At 71.9% G+C, this 22,434-nt stretch carries 23 protein-coding genes; 13 read left to right on the top strand and 10 right to left on the bottom strand.

The genetic code is table 11. The annotated features are described in order from the left end of the window. Positions 1-31: 31 nt before the first annotated feature. Genes ACIBJB_RS28420 through ACIBJB_RS28405 form a run of 4 tightly spaced genes read left to right on the top strand, consistent with a single transcriptional unit; the run spans position 32 to position 3,703 of the window. Positions 32-1,315: an ABC transporter substrate-binding protein gene (locus tag ACIBJB_RS28420; RefSeq protein WP_398934431.1), complete on the top strand. Its 1,284-nt coding sequence runs from the start codon at positions 32-34 to the stop codon at positions 1,313-1,315. After that, positions 1,312-2,250 (top strand): carbohydrate ABC transporter permease, encoded by a 939-nt coding sequence (locus ACIBJB_RS28415; protein WP_398934428.1) that lies wholly within the window; start codon positions 1,312-1,314, stop codon positions 2,248-2,250. Before ACIBJB_RS28420 ends, ACIBJB_RS28415 begins: the two co-directional genes overlap by 4 nt. Next, the gene (locus ACIBJB_RS28410; RefSeq protein ID WP_398934426.1) at positions 2,247-3,113 is read left to right on the top strand and encodes a carbohydrate ABC transporter permease; all 867 of its coding nucleotides are present in this window, start codon (positions 2,247-2,249) and stop codon (positions 3,111-3,113) included. Before ACIBJB_RS28415 ends, ACIBJB_RS28410 begins: the two co-directional genes overlap by 4 nt. Beyond that, entirely contained in the window at positions 3,110-3,703 is a 594-nt protein-coding gene (locus tag ACIBJB_RS28405) for a hypothetical protein (protein ID WP_398934424.1), read from the top strand. The genes ACIBJB_RS28410 and ACIBJB_RS28405 overlap by 4 nt, the downstream gene beginning before the upstream one ends. Positions 3,704-3,837: 134 nt before the next feature. Here ACIBJB_RS28405 and ACIBJB_RS28400 read toward each other — a convergent pair whose 3' ends face one another. Continuing rightward, a complete protein-coding gene (locus ACIBJB_RS28400) occupies positions 3,838-6,159 on the bottom strand; it encodes a heavy metal translocating P-type ATPase (protein WP_398934422.1) in 2,322 nt (773 codons plus the stop codon). Between the two features lie 142 nt (positions 6,160-6,301). Between ACIBJB_RS28400 and ACIBJB_RS28395 the strand changes: the two genes are divergently transcribed. Next, positions 6,302-7,261, top strand: a complete 960-nt coding sequence (locus ACIBJB_RS28395) for a hypothetical protein (RefSeq protein ID WP_398934420.1) — start codon at positions 6,302-6,304, stop codon at positions 7,259-7,261. Between the two features lie 27 nt (positions 7,262-7,288). Here ACIBJB_RS28395 and ACIBJB_RS28390 read toward each other — a convergent pair whose 3' ends face one another. Together ACIBJB_RS28390 and ACIBJB_RS28385 are read right to left on the bottom strand one after the other, a co-directional pair. Then, positions 7,289-8,167: a PhzF family phenazine biosynthesis isomerase gene (locus ACIBJB_RS28390; protein WP_398934418.1), complete on the bottom strand. Its 879-nt coding sequence runs from the start codon at positions 8,165-8,167 to the stop codon at positions 7,289-7,291. A gap of 36 nt (positions 8,168-8,203) precedes the next feature. Next, a complete protein-coding gene (locus ACIBJB_RS28385) occupies positions 8,204-10,024 on the bottom strand; it encodes a glycoside hydrolase family 15 protein (protein ID WP_398934416.1) in 1,821 nt (606 codons plus the stop codon). Positions 10,025-10,183: 159 nt separating this feature from the next. Between ACIBJB_RS28385 and ACIBJB_RS28380 the strand changes: the two genes are divergently transcribed. Next, complete coding sequence (locus tag ACIBJB_RS28380) at positions 10,184-11,068, top strand: SIS domain-containing protein (protein ID WP_398934414.1); 885 nt, start codon at positions 10,184-10,186, stop codon at positions 11,066-11,068. An 8-nt stretch (positions 11,069-11,076) separates the two neighbouring features. Beyond that, a complete protein-coding gene (locus tag ACIBJB_RS28375; RefSeq protein ID WP_398934412.1) occupies positions 11,077-11,928 on the top strand; it encodes a ketose-bisphosphate aldolase in 852 nt (283 codons plus the stop codon). Here ACIBJB_RS28375 and ACIBJB_RS28370 read toward each other — a convergent pair. Both ACIBJB_RS28370 and ACIBJB_RS28365 read right to left on the bottom strand, forming a co-directional pair. Further along, positions 11,906-12,670, bottom strand: coding sequence for a class I SAM-dependent methyltransferase (locus ACIBJB_RS28370; protein WP_398934410.1), 765 nt, complete (start codon positions 12,668-12,670; stop codon positions 11,906-11,908). The two genes, ACIBJB_RS28375 and ACIBJB_RS28370, sit on opposite strands and share 23 nt — an antisense overlap. Beyond that, the gene (locus ACIBJB_RS28365; protein ID WP_398934408.1) at positions 12,663-13,805 is read right to left on the bottom strand and encodes a methyltransferase; all 1,143 of its coding nucleotides are present in this window, start codon (positions 13,803-13,805) and stop codon (positions 12,663-12,665) included. The genes ACIBJB_RS28370 and ACIBJB_RS28365 overlap by 8 nt, the downstream gene beginning before the upstream one ends. A 68-nt stretch (positions 13,806-13,873) precedes the next feature. On the opposite strand from ACIBJB_RS28365, the gene ACIBJB_RS28360 reads away from it, so the two are divergent. The 4 genes from ACIBJB_RS28360 to ACIBJB_RS28345 are packed head-to-tail and all read left to right on the top strand — an operon-like array spanning position 13,874 to position 16,962. Then, positions 13,874-14,515, top strand: a complete 642-nt coding sequence (locus tag ACIBJB_RS28360) for an alpha-ketoglutarate-dependent dioxygenase AlkB family protein (RefSeq protein ID WP_398934406.1) — start codon at positions 13,874-13,876, stop codon at positions 14,513-14,515. Between the two features lie 36 nt (positions 14,516-14,551). After that, positions 14,552-15,796, top strand: a complete 1,245-nt coding sequence (locus tag ACIBJB_RS28355) for an ROK family protein (protein ID WP_398934404.1) — start codon at positions 14,552-14,554, stop codon at positions 15,794-15,796. Next, on the top strand, positions 15,789-16,511 hold the full coding sequence (locus tag ACIBJB_RS28350; RefSeq protein WP_398934402.1) for an NUDIX hydrolase: 723 nt from the start codon (positions 15,789-15,791) through the stop codon (positions 16,509-16,511). Before ACIBJB_RS28355 ends, ACIBJB_RS28350 begins: the two co-directional genes overlap by 8 nt. A gap of 1 nt (position 16,512) precedes the next feature. Further along, positions 16,513-16,962: an RpiB/LacA/LacB family sugar-phosphate isomerase gene (locus ACIBJB_RS28345; protein ID WP_398934400.1), complete on the top strand. Its 450-nt coding sequence runs from the start codon at positions 16,513-16,515 to the stop codon at positions 16,960-16,962. Positions 16,963-16,976: 14 nt separating this feature from the next. Here the strand turns inward: ACIBJB_RS28345 and ACIBJB_RS28340 are convergent, their stop codons facing one another. Further along, positions 16,977-17,129: a hypothetical protein gene (locus ACIBJB_RS28340; RefSeq protein WP_398934398.1), complete on the bottom strand. Its 153-nt coding sequence runs from the start codon at positions 17,127-17,129 to the stop codon at positions 16,977-16,979. A 100-nt stretch (positions 17,130-17,229) separates the two neighbouring features. Beyond that, positions 17,230-18,093 carry an HTH-type transcriptional activator IlvY gene (gene ilvY, locus ACIBJB_RS28335; RefSeq protein ID WP_398934396.1) on the bottom strand — a complete coding sequence of 288 codons (864 nt, stop codon included), beginning with the start codon at positions 18,091-18,093 and terminating at the stop codon, positions 17,230-17,232. Positions 18,094-18,178: 85 nt separating this feature from the next. Between ilvY and ACIBJB_RS28330 the strand changes: the two genes are divergently transcribed. Further along, complete coding sequence (locus ACIBJB_RS28330; RefSeq protein ID WP_398934394.1) at positions 18,179-19,648, top strand: ketol-acid reductoisomerase; 1,470 nt, start codon at positions 18,179-18,181, stop codon at positions 19,646-19,648. A 35-nt stretch (positions 19,649-19,683) separates the two neighbouring features. Next, complete coding sequence (locus ACIBJB_RS28325) at positions 19,684-20,211, top strand: SMI1/KNR4 family protein (RefSeq protein WP_398934392.1); 528 nt, start codon at positions 19,684-19,686, stop codon at positions 20,209-20,211. A 6-nt stretch (positions 20,212-20,217) separates the two neighbouring features. Here ACIBJB_RS28325 and ACIBJB_RS28320 read toward each other — a convergent pair whose 3' ends face one another. The 3 genes from ACIBJB_RS28320 to ACIBJB_RS28310 all read right to left on the bottom strand — a co-directional run bounded on the left by ACIBJB_RS28320 (position 20,218) and on the right by ACIBJB_RS28310 (position 22,395). After that, on the bottom strand, positions 20,218-21,132 hold the full coding sequence (locus ACIBJB_RS28320; protein WP_398934662.1) for a phosphotriesterase: 915 nt from the start codon (positions 21,130-21,132) through the stop codon (positions 20,218-20,220). Continuing rightward, positions 21,129-21,713, bottom strand: a complete 585-nt coding sequence (locus tag ACIBJB_RS28315; protein ID WP_398934390.1) for a DUF4865 family protein — start codon at positions 21,711-21,713, stop codon at positions 21,129-21,131. Before ACIBJB_RS28315 ends, ACIBJB_RS28320 begins: the two co-directional genes overlap by 4 nt. A gap of 103 nt (positions 21,714-21,816) precedes the next feature. Continuing rightward, the gene (locus ACIBJB_RS28310) at positions 21,817-22,395 is read right to left on the bottom strand and encodes a TetR/AcrR family transcriptional regulator (protein WP_398934388.1); all 579 of its coding nucleotides are present in this window, start codon (positions 22,393-22,395) and stop codon (positions 21,817-21,819) included. Positions 22,396-22,434: the final 39 nt, after the last annotated feature.

Raw genomic sequence — 22,434 nt, 5'->3', positions numbered from 1 at the left:
AAGTCCGAGGAAGGGATGAGGTGACCTCGGCATGCCCGGACACAGGACAAAGGGGTTCTGCGCTTCGGCCGTCGCACTCGCGCTCTGCGCGCTGGCGGCCGGTTGCGGAGGCTCCGGGGAATCGGTCGGCGGCGGCAAGGTCGTGCTCCGCTACACGTGGTGGGGCAACCCCGACCGCGCGGAACGCACCGAGCAGGCCGTCGCCCGGTTCGAGAAACAGCACCCGAACATACAGGTGCAGACGTCGTTCTCGGGTTACGACGCCTACAAGCAGAAGCTCGCCGTCCAGGCCACGGGCGGCGACGCACCCGACGTGATGCAGCTCGACTACCGCCAGATCGACCAGTACGCCTCCGGCGGGGTCCTGCTCGACCTGGCGAAGCAGAAGGCCGTACTGCGCACCTCCGAGATCGACTCCGGGCTGCTCGCCACCGGCCGCGTGGACGGCACCCAGTACGCGATCCCGCAGGGCCGGGGCACCGAGACCGTCGTCTACGACGTCAAGACCTGGAAGGCCTCCGGGGTGCCGCTCCCGAAACAGGGGTGGACCTGGGACGACTGGGCCGACGCCATGCGCGCGCTCAAGAAGAAGACCGGCCAACCCGGCGCCACCGACCCCGGGCAGAACGAGGACGCCTTCGAGGTCTGGCTGCGCGGACAGGGAAAGGCCCTCTACACGAAGAGCGGCGGACTGGGCTTCACCGCCGACGACCTCACCAAGTGGTGGACGTTCACCGACCAGTTGAGGCGCGAAGAGGCCGTCTCCCCGGCCGAGCAGACCACTCAGCTCGACGGCTCCGTCGAGAACACCCCGCTCGGCCGCGGCAAGGCCACCGCGGACAACAACTGGGATGCTCCGTCGAGCGGTTACCTCGCGATCATCCCGACCGGGATCGCGCTGGCGCCCATGCCGTCCGGCTCCGACGGCACGCCAGGGCAGTACTTCAAGCCGTCGATGTTCCTTGGCATCTCCGCCAACACCGGCCACGCCAAGGAGGCGGCGCAGCTCGTCGACTTCCTCCTCAACGACCAGGACGCGGCGAAGATCCTCGGCGCCACCCGCGGCATCCCCGTCAACGAGACCATCCGCAAGGAGACGGCACCCCTCCTCAAGGACTTCGACAAGACGGTCGCCGACTACCAGGCGTCCCTGGAAGGGAAGTTGAAGGATCCGCCACAGGCCCCGCCCTCCGGCGACAACGCCCTGCAGACCACCTTCCAGCGTGACTACGACCAGGTGTCCTACGAGCGCATGACGCCCCGCGAGGCGGCCGAGAACTACGTCACCGAGGCGAAGGCGGAGCTGAGGTCATGACCACCACCGCGATCCCGACGGGGGAGAAGCGCGCCACCGCCCCCACCACGAAGCGCCGCCCCAGGCGTGAACGCCAGGGCGCCGCCTGGGTGTTCCTCTCCCCGTGGGTCCTCGGCGCCTGCGTCCTCACCCTGCTGCCGATGGCCGTCTCGCTGTACCTGTCCTTCACCGACTACAACCTCTTCGACCCGCCCCACTGGGTGGGCCTGCGCAATTACACGCAGATGTTCACCGAGGACCCGCGCTACTGGCGTTCCGTCACGACGACCCTGATGTACGTCGTCATAGCGGTGCCGCTCCAACTGGCCCTCGCGCTGGTCGTCGCGCTCGCCCTGAAGTCCATGAAACGCGGCAAGGCCTTCTACCGGTCCGCGTTCTACGCCCCCTCGCTGCTCGGCGCATCCATGTCCATCGCCCTCGTCTGGCGTGCCGTCTTCAACGACGGCGGCACCGTGGACAACCTGTTCGGCACCGGCGGCTGGGTCAACAGGCCCGGCTGGGCGCTGCTGGCCGTCGCGCTGCTGACGGTGTGGCAGTTCGGGGCGCCGATGGTGATCTTCCTCGCGGGTCTGCAGCAGATACCCGCCGAGCTCTACGAGGCGGCGGCCGTCGACGGGGCCGGGACATGGCGGCAGTTCCTGTCCGTCACCGTGCCCATGCTGTCCCCGGTGCTCTTCTTCAACCTGGTCCTCCAGACCATCCAGGCCTTCCAGGTCTTCACGCCCGCCTTCGCGGTGAGCGCGGGCAAGGGCGGCCCCGCCGACTCCACGCTCGTCTACACGATGTACCTCTACGACCGCGGCTTCGTCGCCTCCCACATGGGCTACGCCTCCGCCATGGCCTGGGTGCTGCTCCTTGTCATCGGCGTCGTCACGGCGGTGCTGTTCCGCACCTCGCGTTCCTGGGTCTTCTACGCGTCCGAGGGGGACCGATGACCTCCGTATCAACCGCCGCCGCCCGCAAGCCCGTTCGCTGGGGACGGGTCGCCCTGCACCTCGGCTGTCTGACCGCCCTGCTCGTGATGCTGTACCCGCTGGCCTGGCTGCTCGCCACCTCGCTCAAGCCGGCCGACGAGGTGATCGCCAGCCTCGACCTGCTGCCCCGCCACCTGGAGTGGTCGAACTACGAGACCGCCTTCGAGGGCGTCAACGACGTCTCCATCTGGCGGCTGCTGTCCAACTCGCTGCTGATCGCGGGGGGCGCGGTCCTCGGCAACGTGATCAGCTGCTCGCTCGCCGCCTATGCCTTCGCCCGGCTGCGCTTCCGTTTCCGTGGCCCGATGTTCGCCTTCATGATCGCCACGATCATGCTGCCGCACCACGCGATCCTGATCCCGCAATACATCATCTTCAACAAGCTCGGCATGGTGAACACCTACTGGCCGCTGATCCTGCCCAAGTTCCTGGCCACGGAGGCGTTCTTCGTCTTCCTCATCGTGCAGTTCATGCGCGGCCTGCCGCGTGAGCTGGAGGAGGCCGCCCGTATCGACGGCTGCGGGCCCTTCCGCAGCTTCTTCCAGATCGTGCTGCCGCTGACCAGGCCCGCGCTGATCACCACGGCGATCTTCACCTTCATCTGGACCTGGAACGACTTCTTCACCCAGCTCATCTACCTCTTCGACCCGGACAAGTTCACGCTCACGCTCGCCCTCAGGTCGTTCGTGGACGCCTCCAGCCAGTCGGCGTTCGGCCCGATGTTCGCGATGTCGGTGATCGCGCTGCTGCCGATCGTGCTGTTCTTCCTCGCCTTCCAGCGGTTCCTGGTGGAGGGCATGGCGAACTCGGGACTCAAGGGATGAGCGGGATGCGTGCTCGTGAACCGGGCGAGGTCTTCGGGCCCAGGATGACCTTGTTCGCCGACATGCTGAGCGTCGGCCTGGCAACGGCCCTGGTCTGTCTGCCCGTGGTGACGGCCCCGGCCGCGCTGTCCACCGCGTGCGCCGTCCTGCGCGATGCGGGGGAGGGGCAACCGGCCACCGCCGGACGGTACTTCGCGGCGCTACGGCGTCGGTTGCGCGCCGGCGACCTGGCGGCGGGCGCCGTCGCCCTGGCCGGCGCGCTGCTGTTCCTGGCGGACCTGGCGCTCGCCGGGGCCGGACTGCCGGGGGCGCCGCTGTTCGCGGTGGTGGCCGCCGGTATCGGTGCGGTCGCCCTGGTGGTGGGCCTGCGGGCCTGCGCCCGCCCCGAGTCGCTCACCGACTGGCCGGCCGCCGTGCGGGAGGCCGCCCGGGACGCCGTACGGGATGTCGGCGGCAGCGCCCTGGTGCTGCTCGCCGTGGCCACGGCGGCCCTGTGTGCCTGGATGCTGGTGCCGCTGGCCTTCCTGGTGCCCGGACCGCTGGCGCTCGCGCTCACCGCCGTACATGTCCGGCTCGCGGCCGGGCGGTGAAGGCGTTCGGTTGAGTGGCGGGCGGGCAGGGGCTCCCGGTCTCGGAGTCCCCGCCCGCCCGGCCGGGTGAGGCGGCTCGGAAGGACGGCGGCCGCAGGGAGGTGCGGTGTGCCTGGACCGTTTGGCGTTCGCGCTCACTGCTGTGCATGTTCGGCTCGCGGTCTGGCGGGCAGGGGCTCCCGGTCTCGGAGTCCCTGCCCGCCCGGCCGGCCGGGTGAGGCGGCTCGGAACGACCGCAGCCGCAGCGAGTTGCCGACCACGAACACCGACGAGAACGCCATCGCCGCCCCGGCGAGCATCGGGTTGAGCAGTCCGGCCGCCGCCAGCGGCAGCGCGGCCACGTTGTAGGCGAAGGCCCAGAAGAGGTTGGACCGGATCGTCCCCAGGGTGCGGCGGGCGAGGCGGATGGCGTCCGCCGCGGCCCGCAGGTCGCCCCGGACGAGGGTCAGATCGCCCGCCTCGATCGCGGCGTCCGTGCCGGTGCCCATCGCCAGGCCCAGGTCGGCCTGCGCCAGCGCGGCCGCGTCGTTGACGCCGTCGCCGACCATCGCGACCGAACGGCCCTCTGCCTGAAGCCGCTTGACGACGTCCACCTTGTCCTGCGGCAGCACCTCGGCGATCACCTGCTCCGGGTCGATGCCGACCTCCCGGGCCACGGACTCGGCCACGGCCCGGTTGTCACCGGTCAGCAGGACCGGCGTGAGGCCCAGCGCGCGCAGACGGACGATCGCCTCACGGCTGGTGTCCTTGACCGCGTCGGCGACTTCGAGCACGGCCCGCGCCTCGCCGTCCCAGGCGACCGCGATCGCCGTACGACCGAGGGCTTCCGCCTCCGACTTGACCCGTCGCAGCTCCTCGGGCAGCTCCAGGGACCAGTCGGCGAGCAGGCGCTCGCGGCCGACGAGCACGGCATGACCGTCGACGATGCCCTGCACCCCGAGCCCCGGCACGTTCGCGAAGTCCTCCGGCGTGGGAAGTGAACCCAGCTTCTCCGTCGCCCCGTCGGCGACCGCGCGGGCGACCGGATGCTCCGACGCGTGCTCCAGAGCGCCCGCAAGCCGCAGCACTTCGGCTTCGTCGGTGCCGTCCGCCGGGTGCACGGCCAGCAGGGTCATCCGGCCCGTCGTGACGGTGCCGGTCTTGTCCAGGACGACGGTGTCGACCTTGCGTGTGGACTCCAGGACCTCAGGACCCTTGATGAGAATGCCGAGTTGGGCGCCGCGCCCGGTCCCGACCAGCAGAGCGGTCGGTGTGGCGAGTCCGAGGGCGCACGGGCAGGCGATGATCAGTACGGCGACGGCGGCGGTGAACGCGGCGGCCGCATCGGCGCCGTTGCCGAGCCAGAAGCCCAGGGTGCCGAGGGCGAGCGCGATGACGACCGGCACGAACACCGCGGAGATCCGGTCCGCGAGCCGCTGAGCGGCCGCCTTGCCGTTCTGGGCGTCCTCGACCAGCTTGGCCATCCTGGCCAGTTGGGTGTCGGAGCCGACCCGGGTCGCCTCGACGACGAGCCGTCCGCCCGCGTTGAGAGTGGCGCCGGTGACGGAGTCTCCGGGAGTGACCTCCACCGGCACGGACTCACCCGTGAGCATCGACGCGTCCACGGCGGAGGAGCCCTCGACGACGGTCCCGTCGGTCGCGATCTTCTCGCCCGGACGGACGAGGAAGCGGTCCCCGACCTTCAACTCCGCGACGGGCACGGTCTGTTCGTGCCCGCCCGCGTGCAGCACGGTGACGCTCTTCGCGCCCAGTTCCAGCAGCGCCTTCAGGGCCGCGCCCGCCTTGCGCTTGGACCGGGCCTCGAAGTACCGCCCGGCCAGGATGAACGCGGTGACCCCGGCCGCGGCCTCCAGATACAAGTTCCCGGTGCCGTCGCCGCGGGCGATCGTCAGCTCGAAGGGGTGCTTCATGCCCGGCGTGCCCGCGGTCCCGAAGAACAGCGCCCACAGCGACCACCCGAAGGCGGCCGTCGTGCCGACCGAGATCAGCGTGTCCATGGTGGCCGCGCCGTGCCGGGCATTGGTGAACGCCGCCTTGTGGAAGGGCCACCCGGCGTACGTCACCACGGGCGCCGCCAACGTCAGGGACAGCCACTGCCAGTACTCGAACTGCAGCGCCGGGATCATCGCCATCGCGACGACGGGCACCGCCAGCAGTACGGCGGTCACCAACCGCTCGCGCAGGGACCGCAGTTCGTCGGGCTCTTCCTCGTCGGGTGCGGACGGCTCGGGTGGTGCCGGTTCCCGGGCCGTGTACCCGGTCTTCTCGACGGTCCCTATCAGGTCCTGGACCGAGACGCCGACGGCGTGGGTGACCTTGGCCTTCTCGGTGGCGTAGTTGACGGTGGCGGTGACGCCGTCCATCCGGTTGAGCTTTTTCTCGATGCGTGCCGCGCACGAGGCGCAGGTCATGCCGCCGATGGCCAGCTCGGTCTCGGCTGCTGCGGTGGTGGTCATGGCTGCTCCTCGTCGTGGGTCGCGACTCCTGTATACCCCCGGTGGGTATCTGAGGCAAGCTGTTCCCACGGGTTGACTTGGTACCCCCCAGGGGTATGGTGAGGTGCATTGAGAGCCGCATACCGACCCGGAGGAGACGGCCATGAACGCTGGACTGAGGATCACCGCATTCGCCGCCGCACTGGCCGCGACGTTCGGCACCGCCTACGGCGTGGGCCAAAGCGTCGGCCCCCTGACCGACGACGAGACGCCCGCCCGCCATGACGCACACACGGAAGGCGGTGAGTCAGGGCATTCGGGCCACGAGTCGCCCCCGGCCGGCGGACTCCAGATCTCCGAGAACGGCTACACCCTCGACCTGCGGACCCCCCGCCTCGCGGCCGGACGCACCGCCGATCTCCGCTTCGCCATCCGGGGCGAGGACGGCCGCGCGGTCACCGCCTTCCGCCGGGAGCACGACAAGGAACTCCACCTCATCGTCGCCTCACGCGACCTGAACACCTACCGCCATCTGCACCCCACCCGGGCCGCCGACGGCACCTGGAGCATCCCCGTGTCGCTGCCCCGCGCGGGCGGCTACCGGGTCTTCGCCGACTTCACCCCGGAGAAGAAGGGCGCCGAGAACCTCACCCTCGGCGCGGATCTGGCCGTGTCGGGCACCTACGCGCCGCGGAACCTGCCGGCGCCGGACAACACCGCCACGACCGAGGGCTACGAGGTGAAGCTGGGCGGCGCCCTGCGCCCCGGCGCCGCCCGCGAGCTGACGCTGACGGTCTCCCGCAACGGCAGGCCCGTCACCGATCTCCAGCCCTATCTCGGCGCCTACGGCCACCTGGTCGCCCTGCGTTCCGGCGACCTCGCCTACCTCCACGTCCACCCGGGCGGCGAACCCGGCGACGGCTCGACCGAGCCCGGCCCGGAGATCTCCTTCACGGCCACGGCGCCCAGCAGCGGCACCTACCGGCTCTTCCTCGACTTCAAGCACGAGGACAAGGTGCACACCGCCGCGTTCACGGTCCGGGCGGGCGGAGCAGTGACGGGGGAAGCGGAAGGGGCCTCCGAAGAGGCCCCCCATGAGTCGTCGGGCGAGCACGGTCACTGACGCTCAGGTACGGGCCCGCCCCGCGGCTCACCGGCCGATGAGGGCCCCGGCTCCCCCGACCCGGACGCGGGGGTCGCCCGCGCGCAGGGTCACCGTGAGCTCGCCGGGGCGGCCCAGGTCCTCGCCCTGGTGCAGGGTGAGGACGGCGTCCTCCGGGACCAGGCCGAGGTCCCGGGCGTACGCACCGAACGCGGCGGCCGCGGCGCCGGTCGCGGGGTCCTCGACCACGCCGCCGACCGGGAACGGGTCACGGGCGTGGAACACGGTGGCCGACTCCCGCCACACCAGCTGGACGGTGGTCAGGTCCAGTCGGTGCATCAGGGTTTCGAGGCGCGGGAAGTCGTACGCCAGATCCGCGAGGCGTGCGCGCGTCGCCGCCGCGAGGACGAGATGGCGGGCGCCGGCGAACGCGATCCGGGGCGGAATCGCCGGGTCCAGATCGCCGGCCGGCCAGTCGAGCGCGGCCAGCGCCTCCGTGAGGTCGGCCTCGTCGACCTCCTCGACGTGCGGCTCGACACTGGTGAGCGTGGCCCGGACCGTTCCGCCCTCCTCGGTCACTGACACGGGTACGGTGCCGGCGGGCGTGGCGAACACCAGCTCACCCGGGCCGATCCGCTCGGCCAGCGCGACGGCGGTCGCGACGGTGGCGTGCCCGCAGAACGGCACCTCGGCCTTGGGGCTGAAGTAACGGATGGTGAACGTCCGTCCCTCCGGTCCATCCAGCCCCTCCGGGGGCGCGGTCAGAAACGCCGACTCCGAGTACCCGAGCTCGGCGGCGATGGCCAGCATGTCGCCGTCGTCCAGGGTGGTGGCGTCCAGGACGATGCCGGCGGGGTTGCCGCCCTCGGGAGTGCTGGAGAAGGCGGTGTATCGCAGGACCTCGGGCCGCGGCGCGTTCGTCGTCATGCCGACGGCAACGTGGGACCGGCCGACGGCTATTCCTCAGCCGAGGGCCCGGTCCAGGTTGAAGGCCGCGCTGATCAGGGCGAGATGGGTGAACGCCTGCGGGAAGTTGCCCTGTTGCTCGCCGGTGTTGCTGATCTCCTCGGCGTACAGGCCCAGATGGTTGGCGTAGGTGAGCATCTTCTCGAAGGCCAGCCGTGCTTCGTCGATCCGACCGGCGTGCACCATCGCCTCGACGTACCAGAACGAGCAGATGGAGAAGGTGCCCTCGTCCCCGCGCAGCCCGTCGGGGCTCGCCGTCGGGTCGTAGCGGTAGACGAGGGAGTCCGACACCAGCTCCTCGGTCAGCGCGTCCAGCGTGGACAGCCACTTCGGGTCGGTCGGCGCGATGAACTTGGTCAGCGGCATCATCAGTACGGCCGCGTCGAGCACATCGCCGTCCTCGTGCTGGACGAACGCCTGCCGGGTCTCCGACCAGCCGCGTTTCATGATCCGCCGGTAGATCGTGTCGCGGCACTCCCGCCAGCGGTTCAGGTCGGCGGGCAGCCCGCGCCGGTTGGCCATGCGGATCGCCCGCTCGATCGCCACCCAGCACATCAGCCGCGAGTACAGGAAGTTCTTGCGGCCGCCGCGGGTCTCCCAGATCCCCTCGTCGGGCTGGTCCCAGTGCTCGCACACCCAGTCCACCAGCGCGGAGACGTCGTCCCACTGGTCGCTGGAGATCGGCTTGGCCCACTTGTCGTAGAGGTAGACCGAGTCGATCAGGGCGCCGTAGATGTCGAGTTGGAGCTGGCCGGCGGCGGCGTTGCCGACTCGGACCGGCGCGGAACCCCGATGCCCTTCCAGATGGGCGAGTTCACGCTCCGTCAGATCGGTACGGCCGTCGATGCCGTACATGATCTGGAGTGGACCGGAGGGGCCGTGGCCGTCCGGACCGACATGCCGGATGAGGAAGTCCATGAACGCCTCGGCCTCGCTGGTGAAACCGAGCCGCAGGAGGGCGTACACACAGAAAGCGGCGTCGCGCACCCACACGTACCGGTAGTCCCAGTTGCGCTCGCCGCCGAGCTGTTCGGGCAGGCTCGTCGTCGGCGCGGCCACGATGGCGCCGGTGGGCGCGTAGGTGAGCAGCTTGAGGGTGAGGGCGGAGCGGTGCACCATCTCCCGCCAGCGGCCCCGGTACTTGGAGGCGGACAGCCAGTGCCGCCAGTAGGCGACCGTGCTGGTGAACTGCTCCTCGGCCTCGGTGCGCGCACACCGGCGCGGGGTCACCTCGCCGCCGACCTGGTCCAGCGCGAACACCGCCGACTCGCCCTCGGAGAGCTTGAAGTCGGCCCGTGCGTCAGGGCCTTCGGTCTCCAGCGGCACGGTCGCGGTCAGGCCCAGCGACAGCTTGGGGGTCTCGAAGACCGCGACGTCCCCGACCATGCGGAGCGTGTGCGGCTGGGCGCCGTAGTCGAAACGCGGGGCCACGCGTGTCCGGAACGGAATCGAGCCGCGCACGCACACCACCCGCCGGATCAGCCGGTGCCGCTCGGTCTCCACCGTGTCGCCGTCGACCGGCATGAAGTCCTGGACCTCGCCCACGCCGTCCTCGGTGTAGAACCGGGTGATCAGGACGTTGGTGTCGGGGAAGTAGAACTGCTTGGTCCGCGCCGGCACGGTCGCCGCGAGCTCGAAGCAGCCGCCCCGCTCCGCGTCCAGGATCGACGCGAAGACGCTCGGCGCGTCGAAGGACGGGCAGCAGTACCAGTCGATGGTGCCGTCGGTCCCGACGAGTGCCACGCTGCGCAGGTCGCCGATCAGACCGTGCTCGGCGATCGGCAGGTAGCCCGTGTGATCCCTGGGTGATCCGCTCATCGCAGCCTCCTGCCGATCAGCCTATGCAGGATCGGCCGCGGGTGTCACGGAAACGGCCCTCGCATCGCGGTGCGCGCCACTACTGCCCGCGTATGCTTGATTGTGCTCGAAAGATGGCTATATCTTGCAAGAGCAATCAAAGTGACAGAGAGGTACGGCATGACTCATGTCGAGGACGAGCTGACCAGCCAGCCCGAGTGCTGGACCCGGGCGGCGGCGGAGGCCGCGGGGCACGCCCGCGTGCTTCCGGCGGCCGGGGAGCGGGTCGCGATCGTCGGATGCGGCACGTCGTACTTCATGGCACAGGCCGTGGCGGCGCTGCGGGGGGGCTCGGGCCAGGGCGAGACCGACGCCTTCGCCGCGTCGGAGTTCCCGCGGGGCCGCTCGTACGACCGTGTCGTCGCCCTCACCCGCTCCGGCACCACGACCGAAGTCCTCGACCTGCTCGGGCAGTTGAAGGGGAGCACCCGCACGACCGCCCTCACCGCCGACCCCGCCACCCCCGTCATGGCCGCAGCAGACGAGGTCGTCGTCCTCGACTTCGCCGACGAACGCTCCGTCGTCCAGACGAGGTTCGCGACCACCGCCCTCACCCTGCTCCGCGCCCACCTCGGCCTGCACACCGACGCCGTCGTCGCCGACGCCCGCACCGCACTCGCGGCTCCCTTGCCCGCAGGCATCGTCGAGTGCACGCAGTTCACCTTCCTCGGCCGGGGCTGGACGGTGGGGCTGGCCAACGAGGCCGGGCTGAAGATGCGCGAGGCCTCCCTCGCCTGGACCGAGGCCTACCCGGCGATGGAGTACCGGCACGGCCCCATCAGCATCACCACCCGGGGCACCGCCACCTGGATGCTCGGCGCGGCACCCGAGGGACTGGCCGAACAGGTCCGGGAGACCGGCGGACTGTGGGTGCCGGGCACCCTCGACCCCCTCGCCGAACTGGTCCGCGTGCAGCGCCTCGCGGTCGCCGTCGCCGGGGCCCGCGGTCTCGACCCGGACCAGCCCCGCCACCTCACCCGCTCGGTGATCCTCGCCCGCCCCTAGGAGACGTCGTGCCCCTGGTCACCACCGGCGAGCTCGTCGCCCGCGCCGCCACCACCCGCTCCGCCGTCGCCGCCTTCAACATCATCACCCTGGAACACGTCGAGGCCGTCATCACCGGCGCCGAGTCCTTGGACGCGCCCGTCGTCCTCCAGGTCAGCGAGAACGCCGTCAAGTTTCGCCACGGCCGTCTCCTCCCGCTCGCGCGCGCCGCTGTCTCCGCGGCCGAACGCGCCGCCGTACCCGTCGCGTTGCACCTCGACCACGTCCAGAGCGACGACCTGCTGCGCCAGGCGGCCGACGCCGGCTTCGGGTCCGTGATGTACGACGCGGCCCACCTGCCCTACGCCGAGAACCTCGCCGCCACCCGGGCGGCGGCCGACTGGGCGCACTCCCAAGGGTTGTGGATCGAGGCCGAGTTGGGGGAAGTGGGCGGGAAGCAGGGCCGGCCCCCGCTGGACGCCCACGCCCCCGGCGCCCGCACCGACCCCGCCGAGGCCCGCGCCTTCGTCACCGACTCAGGCGTGGACGCCCTCGCCGTGGCCATCGGCAGCGCCCACGCGATGACCGAACGCACCGCCACCCTCGACCACGACCTGCTGAAACGCCTCGCCACCACCGTGGACGTCCCCCTCGTCCTGCACGGCTCCTCGGGAGTCCGCGACGACGAACTCGCCGCGGCCGTCGCGGGCGGCATCGCCAAGGTCAACGTCGGCACCGCGCTGAACATCGCCATGACCGGCGCGATCCGGGAGTTCCTGGCGGCTCACCCCGAGGCGGTGGACTCCCGCACGTATCTGAGTGTCGGGCGGGACGCCATGGCCGGGGCGGCCCGGCGGATCATCCAGCTGCTCGGGCGGTGAGGACGGGCTGGTAGAACCCGCCGGCGGCCGGATCGTGCCAGCGCACGTCGGTGAAACCGGCCGCGGTCACGAACTCCGCCACCTGGGAACGGGTCAGGGCCCAGGAGGTCGTACGGCGGACGCGGACGGCCCAGTCGTCCCCGCCGCGGTCCGTGAGCTGGAAGTGCTCCAGGTCGTAGCGCTCGCCGTCCTCGTGCCACTGCCACAGCTGGAAGGTGATCAGCCGGCCGCGGGATTCCTCGGAAACCTGCGGAGGCGGGGCGCCGGGCCTGGTCCGCCGGATCTCGTCGTAGTCCCGAAGGGTGAGCACCAGCAGACCGCCGTCCCGGAGAACTCTGCGCATGCCCGCGAGCGCGGCCTCCACGTCCGGGGCCGTCAGCAGATGCGCCAGTGAGTTGTCGGCGCAGACGACGACGTCGAAGACGGACGATGCGAAGGGCAGTCGGCGCATGTCCGCGGCGGCCGTCGGCAGCCGGGCGCCGCGCGCCGCTGCCTCCGCTCCGGCGCGCGTGGCCGCGACGGGACTGAGATCGCTGCCGACGACCTGGTGTCCGGCCAGCGCCAGCCCGATCGCCTGGGTCCCGATCCCGCAGGAGCAGTCCAGCACCCGGTGCGGACCCGGCCCCAGGAGGGCGCCGAGTGCCGCCGCCTGACGCGCCATGCTCACATCCCAGTCCGCGAAGATCCGGTGGTAGTCCGGCGCCAGCGCGTCGTAGAAGGCCCGCACCGAGGGATCAGACACCCGACTCCTTCACCGCCTTGAGCACCACGAACTTCGGCCCGCCGGCGACGAGTTCACTGTTGCCGAACAGCTTCCGCAGCTTCACGTGATAGCCGAGATGACGGTTCCCGACCACCCACAGTTCGCCGCCGGGCCGTAGCGCCCTGCGGGCTCCGGTGAACATCCGCCAGGCCGTCGCGTCGGTCGTCGCCTGGTGGGAGTGGAAGGGCGGGTTGTTCAGGACGAGGTCGACGCTGCCCGCCGGGACCCCCGCCAGCCCGTCCCCGACCCGGAACTCCGCGTGCCCCGGCACGCCGTTCGCCTTGTACGTCCCCTCCGCCGAGGCCACGGCCTGGAAGGACTCGTCGACGAACAGCACCTCGGCCTCCGGGTTGGCCAGGGCGAGTGCCGTACCGACGACGCCGTTGCCGCAGCCCAGGTCCACGATCCGCTGGGAACCCCGGCTCTTCGGGAGGTGCTGGAGGAAGAACCGGGTGCCGATGTCGAGCCGGTCCGCGCAGAAGACGCCCGCGTGATTGACGACGGCACGCCCGGAGGCGGCACCGATGCCGTCCGGGAGGGTGTAGCCGTACGGCCAGGGGTTGGCGGGCCGTTCGAGCGACGGCTGCGGTGTGCAGAAGATGAGCCGGGCCTTCTTCTCGGCCAGCGAGGTACGGGTCGGCCCGAGGATCCGCTCGAACAGCTGGAGCGTCGAGGTGTGGATCTCCTTCACCATGCCGGTGCCGACGACGAGCGTGCCCTCATGCACCGCGGGCGCCAGCCGCAGCAGCTGGTCCTCCAGCAGGGCCAGGCTCTTCGGCACCCGCACCAGCAGGACGTCGACGCGGCCGGGCGGCGGGTCCTGTGTGGTGAGCAGCCGGACGGTGCCGGGCTCGACACCGGCGCGTTCGAGGTTGGCGCGGGTCGCCTCCTGGCTGAGGAAGGAGTCGGTGATCTGGACCGGCCGGTGCGCGGCCAGCGCGGTGACCAGTGCCCCCCAGCGGTCTCCGACCACCACGACCGTGCCGGACAGGGGCACGCCCTCCGCCGCGAGATGCCTCAGCAGATACTCGTCGGAGGCGTCCCAGGCGCGCAGCCGGTCACGCGGGTCCTCGGGGAAACGGGTGAGCGCGAGCTCGCCCCAGGGGGTCGTCATACGGTCGTCCATCGTGCGTCCAGGCTATCGGAGTCGCAGCTCAGGCCCGCTCGGGCAGGATGGAACCCATGGATGCCGAGCTGTTCCCCCGACCCCGCACGGAGGTCGCGCCGGGTGCGGTGCACGTCCCGGACTGGCTGGAGCCGGGGCGGCAGCGCGACCTGCTGGAGGCCTGCCGGGAGTGGGCGCGCCCGCCCGCCGGACTGCGCACGGTCCGCACCCCGGGCGGCGGCACGATGACCGCGCGCCAGGTCTGCCTGGGCCGGCACTGGTACCCGTACGCCTACGCCCGTACGGTCGTCGACGGCGACGGGGCACCGGTGAAGCCGTTCCCGCACTGGCTGGGCGAGCTGGGCCGGGAAGCGGTGCGCGACGCGCTCGGTCCGCAGGAGGCGCCGTACGACATCGCGCTGATCAACTTGTATGACGGCGACGCCCGCATGGGCATGCACCGCGACAGCGACGAGAAGTCGGACGCGCCCGTCGTCTCCCTGAGCCTCGGCGACACCTGCGTCTTCCGCTTCGGCAACCCCGAGACCCGGACCCGGCCCTACACCGACGTCGAACTGCGCAGTGGTGACCTGTTCGTGTTCGGCGGTCCGTCGAGACTCGCGTACCACGGGGTCCCCCGCGTGCATCCGGGCACCGCGCCGCCCGAGTTGGGGCTGACGGGACGGCTGAACATCACGCTGCGGGTCAGCGGGCTCTGAGCTCCCTCGCGAACGGATCATGGGAGACTCGCCCTCATGAGCGGCAAGGCGGACCCCCGGCCGGCGGGGGAAGGAACCACCTCGAGGACGCGGCTGGACCGGGGGCGCGGTGCGCTCGGGCCCGCGTTGGAGCTCGTGCACACCGGGCGCGCGCCCACCCGGGCCGTGCTCACCGCCGAACTCGGGGTGACGCGGGCGACGGCCGGCGCGGTCGCCGCCGAGCTGGAGGCGCTCGGGCTGATCCGCGTCGACGCCCGGCCCACCGCGGCCGCCGGTTCGCAGGGCCGGCCCTCGCACCGCCTCGCGGTCGCCGAGGACGGCCCCGTCGTGCTGGCCGCGCAGGTCCACGCCGACGGTTTCCGGGCCGCCCTGGTCGGTCTGGGCGGTCGTATTGTCGCCACCGCCCCCGGCTGCGAGACGATCGACGCCGATCCGGCGAAGGTCCTCGGCTCCGTCGTCGAGGCGGGCGCCGACCTGCTGCGGACCACCGGCAGACGCTGCGTCGGCGCCGGACTCGCCGTGCCGTCCGCGGTCGCCGAACCCGAGGGCCTCGCCCTCAACCCCCTGCATCTCGCCTGGCCCGCGGGCGCCCCCGTCCGCCGCATCTTCGACGAGTGCGTGCGTGCCGCGGGCATCACCGGACCGGCCTTCGCGGCCAACGACGTCAACCTCGCCGCGCTCGCCGAGCACCGGCACGGCGCGGGCCGCGGTGCCCGGGACCTGCTGTGCGTGGCGACCGGACACCGGGGCGTGGGCGGCGCGCTGGTGCTCGACGGGCGTCTGCACACGGGGAGTTCGGGCCTGGCCCTGGAAGTCGGCCACCTCACCGTGAACCCCGAGGGCCGCCCCTGCCACTGCGGCAGCCGGGGCTGTCTGGACGTCGAGGCGGACCCGCTGGCCTTCCTCACGGCGGCGGGACTCGCCCCCGGCCCCGAGCCCTCCCTGCTCCAGCAGGCCAACGACCTCGTCCGGCACCACTACGACGATCCCGCCGTCCGTACCGCCGCCGAGGCCCTCATCGACCGCCTGGGCCTCGGTCTCGCCGGCCTGGTGAACATCCTCAACCCGGACCGGATCATCCTCGGCGGCCTCCACCGCACCCTGCTGGACGCCGACCCCGCGCGCCTGCGGGCCGTCGTCGCCGACCGCAGCCTGTGGGGGCAGAGCGGCGGCGTCCCCATCCTGGCCTGCACCCTCGACCACAACAGCCTGGTCGGGGCGGCCGAGTTGGCGTGGCAGCCGGTCCTTGACGATCCGCTGGGGGCGCTGACCCGTGGCTGACCTGCTGGAGGCCGAGAAACTCCGCCTGGTCGAGGTGGCGCCCCCGGTGATCCCGGCCGAGCTGCGGACCGCCATGGACCGCGCGTGGGGCGAGGCCGTCCTGGCCAACCCGGCCCTCTTCGACGGTCCGGTGGCGGTGTGCGCGGGTCTCTCCCGGGAGGCCCCGGACGACCTGCTCGTCTCCTGGTCCCGGGTGACCTATCGGTACCTCGCCCTGCGCTTCGTCCCGGGCGCCACCGCCCCGGCGTCCCTCTTCGTCAGCGTGATGCAGCCGGCGGACGACGGACGCGTACTGGTGGGCCGTATGTCCTCGTCCACCGCGGCGCCCGGCCGATGGCAGTTCCCCGGCGGATCGGTGGAACCGCCCACCGGCGACGAGCCCCTGGACGAGCCCGCACTGCGCCGCCACGCGGCCGTGGAGCTGGCCGAGGAGACGGGCGTCGACGTCCCGGCAGCCGATCTCACCCGGTGCCTGGTCACGCACGGCGAGGACGGACAGGTCGGTGTCCACTACCTGGCCCCGCCGCTGCCCGCATCCTTCCTGCGGGAAAGCTTCACGGCGTTGGTGGCCGCGGAGACGGCACGGGGACGCGTGTCGGAGTTCGACCGGCTCGCTCTCGTCGGCTCAGCGGCCGAACTGGCGGACCTCGCCGGTCCGCACGTGGGCTACCTGGATCCCGTCGTCCGTTGGGCGAGCCGCCGAGTAGGCTCGTGACATGCGGATCTCCGTCTCCTCGGACATGGACGAACCAGTCGCGCGCACCCTCGTCGACGAACTACGCGCACGGGGCCACGACGTGGTCGCCTACGGCGCCCTGAGCCCCGGCGCGGACCCGCAGTGGGCCGTCTGCTCGGAGGCCGCGGCCCGTGAGGTGGCCGCGGGGACGGCCGACCAGGCCGTCGTGTGCTGCTGGACCGGCACCGGCGCCTCCATCGCCGCGAACAAGGTTCCGGGCGTACGGGCCGCCCTGTGCACGGACGCCTACACGGCGGACGGCGCCCGCCGCTGGAACGACGCCAACGTCCTGGCCCTCAGCCTCCGCCTCACCTCCGAGCCACTCCTGAAGGAGATCCTCGACGCCTGGTTCACCGCCGAGGCGAGCGAGGACGCCGAGGACCGGGAGAACGTGGCCCGGGTGGGACGCCTGGACGCCGACCGGGCCTAGAAGCGCGCGTCCGGTCAGACGCTGAGCGGACCGGCCACCCTCAGCTCCCCGGTGCCGCGGTGCAGCAGGTGCCCGATCTCGCCACACAGCCGCTCGACCAGTGCGGTGGCCGCTTCCAGGGTGAAGCAGACCAGGTCGATCACGGCGTCCGGTGCCAGATAGGCCACCCGGTCACCGAAGGTGCCCTCGCCGCCCTCCTGCTGCCGGTCGGCGACGACCTGGCGGACCCGCTGCCACTCGGGAGCCTCGCGATAGGCCCTGAGGATGTCAGGCAGGAGTAGCCGGCGGCACCGTCAGGCTCCACAGCGCCGCCACCAGCGGTCTGCGCAGATCGGACCGCCGCACGCACAGGCCGATCGCGAAGGGTTCGGGCCGCGGATCGGCGGGTACTTCCGTCAGCCGTTCGCGCACCGCGCTGTGTTCCAGTACGAGGCGGGGGACCACGCCCGTGCCGCAGCCCAGAGCGACCAGCGTGAGCAGTCCCTCGTGGCCGTCGGGCTCGCAGGCCACGTCGGGGACCGTGCCCCGGGCGCGGTACCAGCGGTCGGCCGCCTCGCGGACGAGCCCGCGGTGCGGGAGGACGAACGGCCCGTCCAGGTCCGGGTCCGGACGGTCCCGCGCGGTGACGAGGACCAGGTCGGTCACCGCGACCGTCCGGCTCACCAGCCCTTCCGGCAGCCGGGCCGGGATCCCGGCCACGGCCACGTCCACCTCGCCTTCGTCAAGGCGGGCCAGGGCGGCCGCCGCGTCACCCGTGCGCAGATCCAGCCGTACCTGGGGATGGGCCGCGCGGAACGGCGCCAACAGGTCGGGCAGCAGGGCCTGGCAGGCGGTCACCGTCGCGAACACCGCGAGGCGGCCGGTCAGTTCGGTCGGGTCGGGGTGCTCCTCGCGGTAGGCACGCCACAACTCCAGTGCCTGGACGGCGTATGCGCGGAAGCGGTGACCCTGCGCGGTGAGCGACACCCCGCGCGGGCCGCGGTCGAACAGCCGATGCCCGAGACCCGCCTCCAGCCGCTGCACGGTCCTCGTCAGCGTGGCCGGACTGACATGGCAGTCGAGGCTCGTCCGGCCGAAGTTCAGCGTCTGCGCGAGGTGCAGGAAGAGACGCAGCTCCCGGTGATCGTCCATCTGACCTCGGTCTTTCAGTTCGCGCAACGGTGCGCTGCGAAAGTTGCGCTTGCTGCAATGCTCGGCCGGAGCCTACAACTCCAGCATGACCTCCACCACGTACACCTCCGGCGTCTTCACCCTCGAAACCATGGACGTCCCCGGCGGCACGGAGACCGTGCTGCGCGGCGGCCGGCATCTGTTCCCCCTGCTGCCCCGGGCCTTCGCCGGGGTCCGCCGCATCGGTGTGCTCGGCTGGGGACCGCAGGGCCGGGCCCAGGCGCTCAACCTGCGCGACTCCCTCGCCGGCACCGACATCCGGGTGGCCGTGGGCCTGCGCCCCGGCTCCCGCTCGGCCGCCGACGCGCGCGCCCACGGTTTCACCGAGGCGGACGGCACGCTCGGCGACTGGCTCGCGGTCGCCGCCGACAGCGACCTGGTCGTGCTGCTGATCGCGGACGCGGCGCTCGCCGCCCACCATCAGGAGATCTTCGCGGTGCTGAAGCCCGGCGCGGCCATCGGACTCTCGCACGGCTTCCTGCTCGGCCATCTCCGGGAGACCGGCGGCGAGTTCCCGGCCGGGCACCCCGTGATCGCCGTGTGCCCCAAGGGCATGGGCGACTCCGTGCGCCGTCTCTACCAGCAGGGCGCCGACGTCAACGGCGCCGGGATCAACAGCAGTTTCGCCGTGCACGCCGACCCCGACGGCCGGGCGGTCGACCTCGCGCTCGGCTGGTCGGTGGCGCTCGGATCGCCGTACACCTTCCGGACCACGCTGCACAGCGAGTACCTCTCGGACATCGTCGGTGAGCGCGCGATCCTGCTCGGCGCCGTGCACGGCATCGTCGAGACGCTGTACACGCGGTACCGCCTGGCCGGGGACGACGAGGTGACGGCGTACGAGAGGTCCTGCGAGAACGTCACCGGGCCGATCGCCCGCACCATCTCGCACTCGGGCCTGCGGGCGGTCCGTGACGGCCTCGCCCCGTCCGGGCGGGAGGTCTTCGACCGGGCGTACACGGCGACCTACGGGCCCGCTCGCGAGATCGTCGCGGAGATCTACGACGAGGTGGCCGACGGCACCGAGCTGCGCAGCGTGATCCTGGCCGAACGCCGGCTCGGGGCGCGGCCGATGAGTGAGATCGGCGGCTCGCCCATGTGGGGCGCCGGTGAGAGGGTGCGGGCGCGGCGGGGCGAACGCGAGCTGCCCGTCGAGCCGTTCACCGCGGGCGTCTTCGTCGCCACCATGGTCGCCCAGATCGACGAGTTCGCCGAGCGCGGCCACCCCTGGTCCGAGATCGTCAACGAGTCCGTCATCGAGGCCGTCGACTCCCTCCTGCCCTACATGCACGCCCGCGACGTGGCCCACATGGTCGACAACTGCTCCCGTACGGCCCGCCTCGGCGCCCGCCGCTGGGGCCCGCGCTTCCAGGCCGCCTACGAGCAGATCACCTACCCGGCCACCGAACTCCCGGCGGACGACAGCCTGGTGGCGGCCTTCGTGAGCCACCCCGCCCACGAGGCACTGGCCGCGGCGGCGAAACTGCGGCCCTCCGTGGACATCTCGGTGGCGTAGGGCCGTTGTCAGTGGCGGCGATTAGCCTGCCGGGCATGATCGAGACAACTGAGGGCGACCGCGCCTTTCCGCCCGCCCTGGCCGACGTGGCCCGCGTGGAGTTCGACTACGACGACGGCGAGGGCGTCGACTTCGAGCCGTACGACGCCTTCGACTCCGCCGAGGAGACCACCGACTGGCTGCGCCACTGGACCGGCAACCACCAACTGGACGGCGACGCCTACCGGGTCTTCGGACAGGACGGCACCGGTGGCCTCGCCGCCCTGTGGTGCGTGCGGCCGGGGCGGCCCCTCGTCGAGCAGCCCGTGGTGTTCCTGGGCTCGGAGGGCGAGCGCGGTGTGGTGGCGGCGAACCTGTCCGACTTCCTGTGGGTGCTCGCCGACGGCCTCGGACCTTTGGAGGTCGTGGATTTCGAGCAGTACGAGGGCCGTCCGAGCGAGACGCTGACCTCGCTCGCCGAACGCCACGCGACCACCCCGCGCCGCACCACCCGGGACATCGTCACCACCGCCCAGGCGGAGTTCCCGACGTTCTCCGAGGACATCGACGCGCTCTGCCGGTGAGCGGCGTCATGGCCGGCTCCACTCCACGGCCAGAGCTCGACCAGGGTTGTCGGTGAGGATGCGCCGCACCAGGTCCTCACCCAGGTCGGCCGCGAGCCGCGGCCGCACCCGGCGCAGCAGATACGGCATCCCCGGGCCGCCGTTGACCGAGCGGGCCGCCGCGGTCGTGGTGTCGCCGCCGAGCAGCAGCCGGTCGCCGTGCCCGGCGTCCGCGAGCTCCCGCACCGCGTCGGGCATGCGCCAGTCCGTGGCGTGGTTGGCGCGCGAGGGCCCGTCGAAGGCGAGACAGCAGCCCGACGCCGCGGCCTGGCGGTGCACTGTGAAGTCGGGGGAGCGGTTGAGATGCCCGAGGATCACTCGCCGCGGCGGCACCCCCAACTCCCCGCACAGGAGGTCCAGTACGTCCAGCGCACCGGTCCCCAGCTCCAGATGGACGGCGATCGGCGCCCCCGTCGCGTGATGGGCCTCGGCCGCCGCGGTCATCGTCCAGCGGGCGTGCGCGTCCAGCGCGTGGAAGCCGCCCGCCACCTTGATCAGCCCCGCGCGGACCCCCAACGGCCCGATTCCCTCGGTCAGTTCGGTGACGAACACGTCGGCCAGCCGGCCGCGCAGCCCGGCGAGCGTGGCGTCGTCGTAGTGGACGGCCTGGTGCAGCCCGGTCGCGGCGACGATCCGCACCCCCGTCTCCCGTGACAGCATCGGCAGCTCGTCGGCCCGCCGCCCCAGCCCGTACGGCGTCCACTGCACCACGGCGCCACCGCCCTGCGCGGCGAACGCCGTCAGCTCGGCCCGCGCCGCCGAGACGCTCCGCAGCTCCTGTCCCGGCAGTCGGGGGCTGCCGAAGAACAGGTGGTCGTGCGCGTCGCACACGCCGAGCTCCTCGGCGGGGACGTCCCCGGCCACCGTACGGACCGCGCTCACCACTGACGCCCCCACGGCAGCCGCTCCCGTCCCGGCGCCGACACATGCAGTACCTCGAACAGATCACCGTCCGCCTTCGGCGCTTCGTGCGCCCACAGAGAGAAGTGCACGAGGTCCCAGCGGGCCGTGTCCACGGCGGCTGCCGCGAACACCGCCCCGTCCTCCCCGGCCAGCCGCCCCGTCTCCTCCACCGCTTCCCCCATCACCTCTGCCAACTCCGTGCCCTCCGGCACCGGTTGACGCCTGCGGACCGCCGACCTGGCGGGGGAGCCGACGGCGCCGCCCTCCTCGTACGACAGACCTGTCCACTGCCGCACCGACGGCCGCCCGAAATCGTTGCTGAGCCCCTGGAAGGCGCCTCCCCAGAGGAAAGCGTTCATGCCCTCCACGGTGTTCCAGAGGTAGAAGGGGGCGTACTGGTTGACGGGCGAGCCGTTCACCCCGCGCTCGCGCATCAGATACGACTTGAAGCCGAGCCCCTCCCAGTCGTCCAGCAGATGCCCGATCCGCGCCACCCGGGCGCGGATGACGTTCATGTCGTAGTCCGCGGGCAAAGTGAGCTCGTACTGCATGGCGTGCATCGGATGCCTCCTCAGGCGGAGTGGTCCTCGATGGCGACGTGCGCATCCTCGTCGGCGGTCGTGCCGTCCTCGGCGGGTGGCACCGGCACGTGGGTCGACTCCCTTACGACGATGGTGGGGCGAGCAGGGAGAGCAGTCCCCGCACGCCCGTGTCGAACGCGGCGGGCGAGCCGGACGCGCGGGCGAGAACATATCCCCCCTGGACCGTCGCGAGAACGGTCGCCGCGATCTCCTCGCCGTCCAGCGAGGACGCGAACTGGCCCTGTTCCTTGCCCTCTTCGACGATCCCGGCGATGCGCTCACGGATCCACTCGATCGTCTCGTCGACGGGCGCGCGCAGTGCATCGCTGGCGATGACGTCCGGGTCCATCGTGAGCCGGCCGATCGGGCAACCACGCAGCACGTCCCGCTCGCGCCGCAGATACGCCTCGATGCGCTCGTACGGAGTGCCGGACCCGCCGAGTACTCCCTCCGCGGTAGCCCGCAAGTCCTCGGCGGTCCGCCGGATCGCGGCCAGCGCGAGGTCGGGCTTGCCCTTGAAGTGGTGGTACATGCTGCCCTGTCCGGCCCCCGCGCGCTCCAGGATCGCCTTGGGGCTGGTCCCCACATAGCCGCGCTCCCACAGGAGCTCACGGGTGGACTCGATCAGTCGGTCCGAGGTGCTCATGCGCTCACTGTACATACTAGTAGTTACAGAAGTCGAGCCCTTCTCGTACTCCCC

Source organism: Streptomyces sp. NPDC050759 (assembly GCF_044456945.1).
In the GTDB taxonomy this organism is placed as follows: Bacteria; Actinomycetota; Actinomycetes; order Streptomycetales; family Streptomycetaceae; genus Streptomyces.
Note: the sequence above shows the minus strand (reverse complement) of the source record. Positions and strands in the feature narration are given on the sequence as shown.

Bases quoted from the DNA above. Each gene is read 5' to 3' on its own strand.
- ACIBJB_RS28420 (WP_398934431.1), top strand. From the start codon at position 32: ATGCCCGGACACAGGACAAAGGGGTTCTGCGCTTCGGCCGTCGCACTC.
- ACIBJB_RS28415 (WP_398934428.1), top strand. From the start codon at position 1,312: ATGACCACCACCGCGATCCCGACGGGGGAGAAGCGCGCCACCGCCCCC.
- ACIBJB_RS28410 (WP_398934426.1), top strand. From the start codon at position 2,247: ATGACCTCCGTATCAACCGCCGCCGCCCGCAAGCCCGTTCGCTGGGGA.
- ACIBJB_RS28405 (WP_398934424.1), top strand. From the start codon at position 3,110: ATGAGCGGGATGCGTGCTCGTGAACCGGGCGAGGTCTTCGGGCCCAGG.
- ACIBJB_RS28400 (WP_398934422.1), bottom strand. From the start codon at position 6,159: ATGACCACCACCGCAGCAGCCGAGACCGAGCTGGCCATCGGCGGCATG.
- ACIBJB_RS28395 (WP_398934420.1), top strand. From the start codon at position 6,302: ATGAACGCTGGACTGAGGATCACCGCATTCGCCGCCGCACTGGCCGCG.
- ACIBJB_RS28390 (WP_398934418.1), bottom strand. From the start codon at position 8,167: ATGACGACGAACGCGCCGCGGCCCGAGGTCCTGCGATACACCGCCTTC.
- ACIBJB_RS28385 (WP_398934416.1), bottom strand. From the start codon at position 10,024: ATGAGCGGATCACCCAGGGATCACACGGGCTACCTGCCGATCGCCGAG.
- ACIBJB_RS28380 (WP_398934414.1), top strand. From the start codon at position 10,184: ATGACTCATGTCGAGGACGAGCTGACCAGCCAGCCCGAGTGCTGGACC.
- ACIBJB_RS28365 (WP_398934408.1), bottom strand. From the start codon at position 13,805: ATGACGACCCCCTGGGGCGAGCTCGCGCTCACCCGTTTCCCCGAGGAC.
- ACIBJB_RS28360 (WP_398934406.1), top strand. From the start codon at position 13,874: ATGGATGCCGAGCTGTTCCCCCGACCCCGCACGGAGGTCGCGCCGGGT.
- ACIBJB_RS28355 (WP_398934404.1), top strand. From the start codon at position 14,552: ATGAGCGGCAAGGCGGACCCCCGGCCGGCGGGGGAAGGAACCACCTCG.
- ACIBJB_RS28345 (WP_398934400.1), top strand. From the start codon at position 16,513: ATGCGGATCTCCGTCTCCTCGGACATGGACGAACCAGTCGCGCGCACC.
- ilvY (WP_398934396.1), bottom strand. From the start codon at position 18,093: ATGGACGATCACCGGGAGCTGCGTCTCTTCCTGCACCTCGCGCAGACG.
- ACIBJB_RS28330 (WP_398934394.1), top strand. From the start codon at position 18,179: ATGACCTCCACCACGTACACCTCCGGCGTCTTCACCCTCGAAACCATG.
- ACIBJB_RS28325 (WP_398934392.1), top strand. From the start codon at position 19,684: ATGATCGAGACAACTGAGGGCGACCGCGCCTTTCCGCCCGCCCTGGCC.
- ACIBJB_RS28315 (WP_398934390.1), bottom strand. From the start codon at position 21,713: ATGCACGCCATGCAGTACGAGCTCACTTTGCCCGCGGACTACGACATG.
- ACIBJB_RS28310 (WP_398934388.1), bottom strand. From the start codon at position 22,395: ATGTACAGTGAGCGCATGAGCACCTCGGACCGACTGATCGAGTCCACC.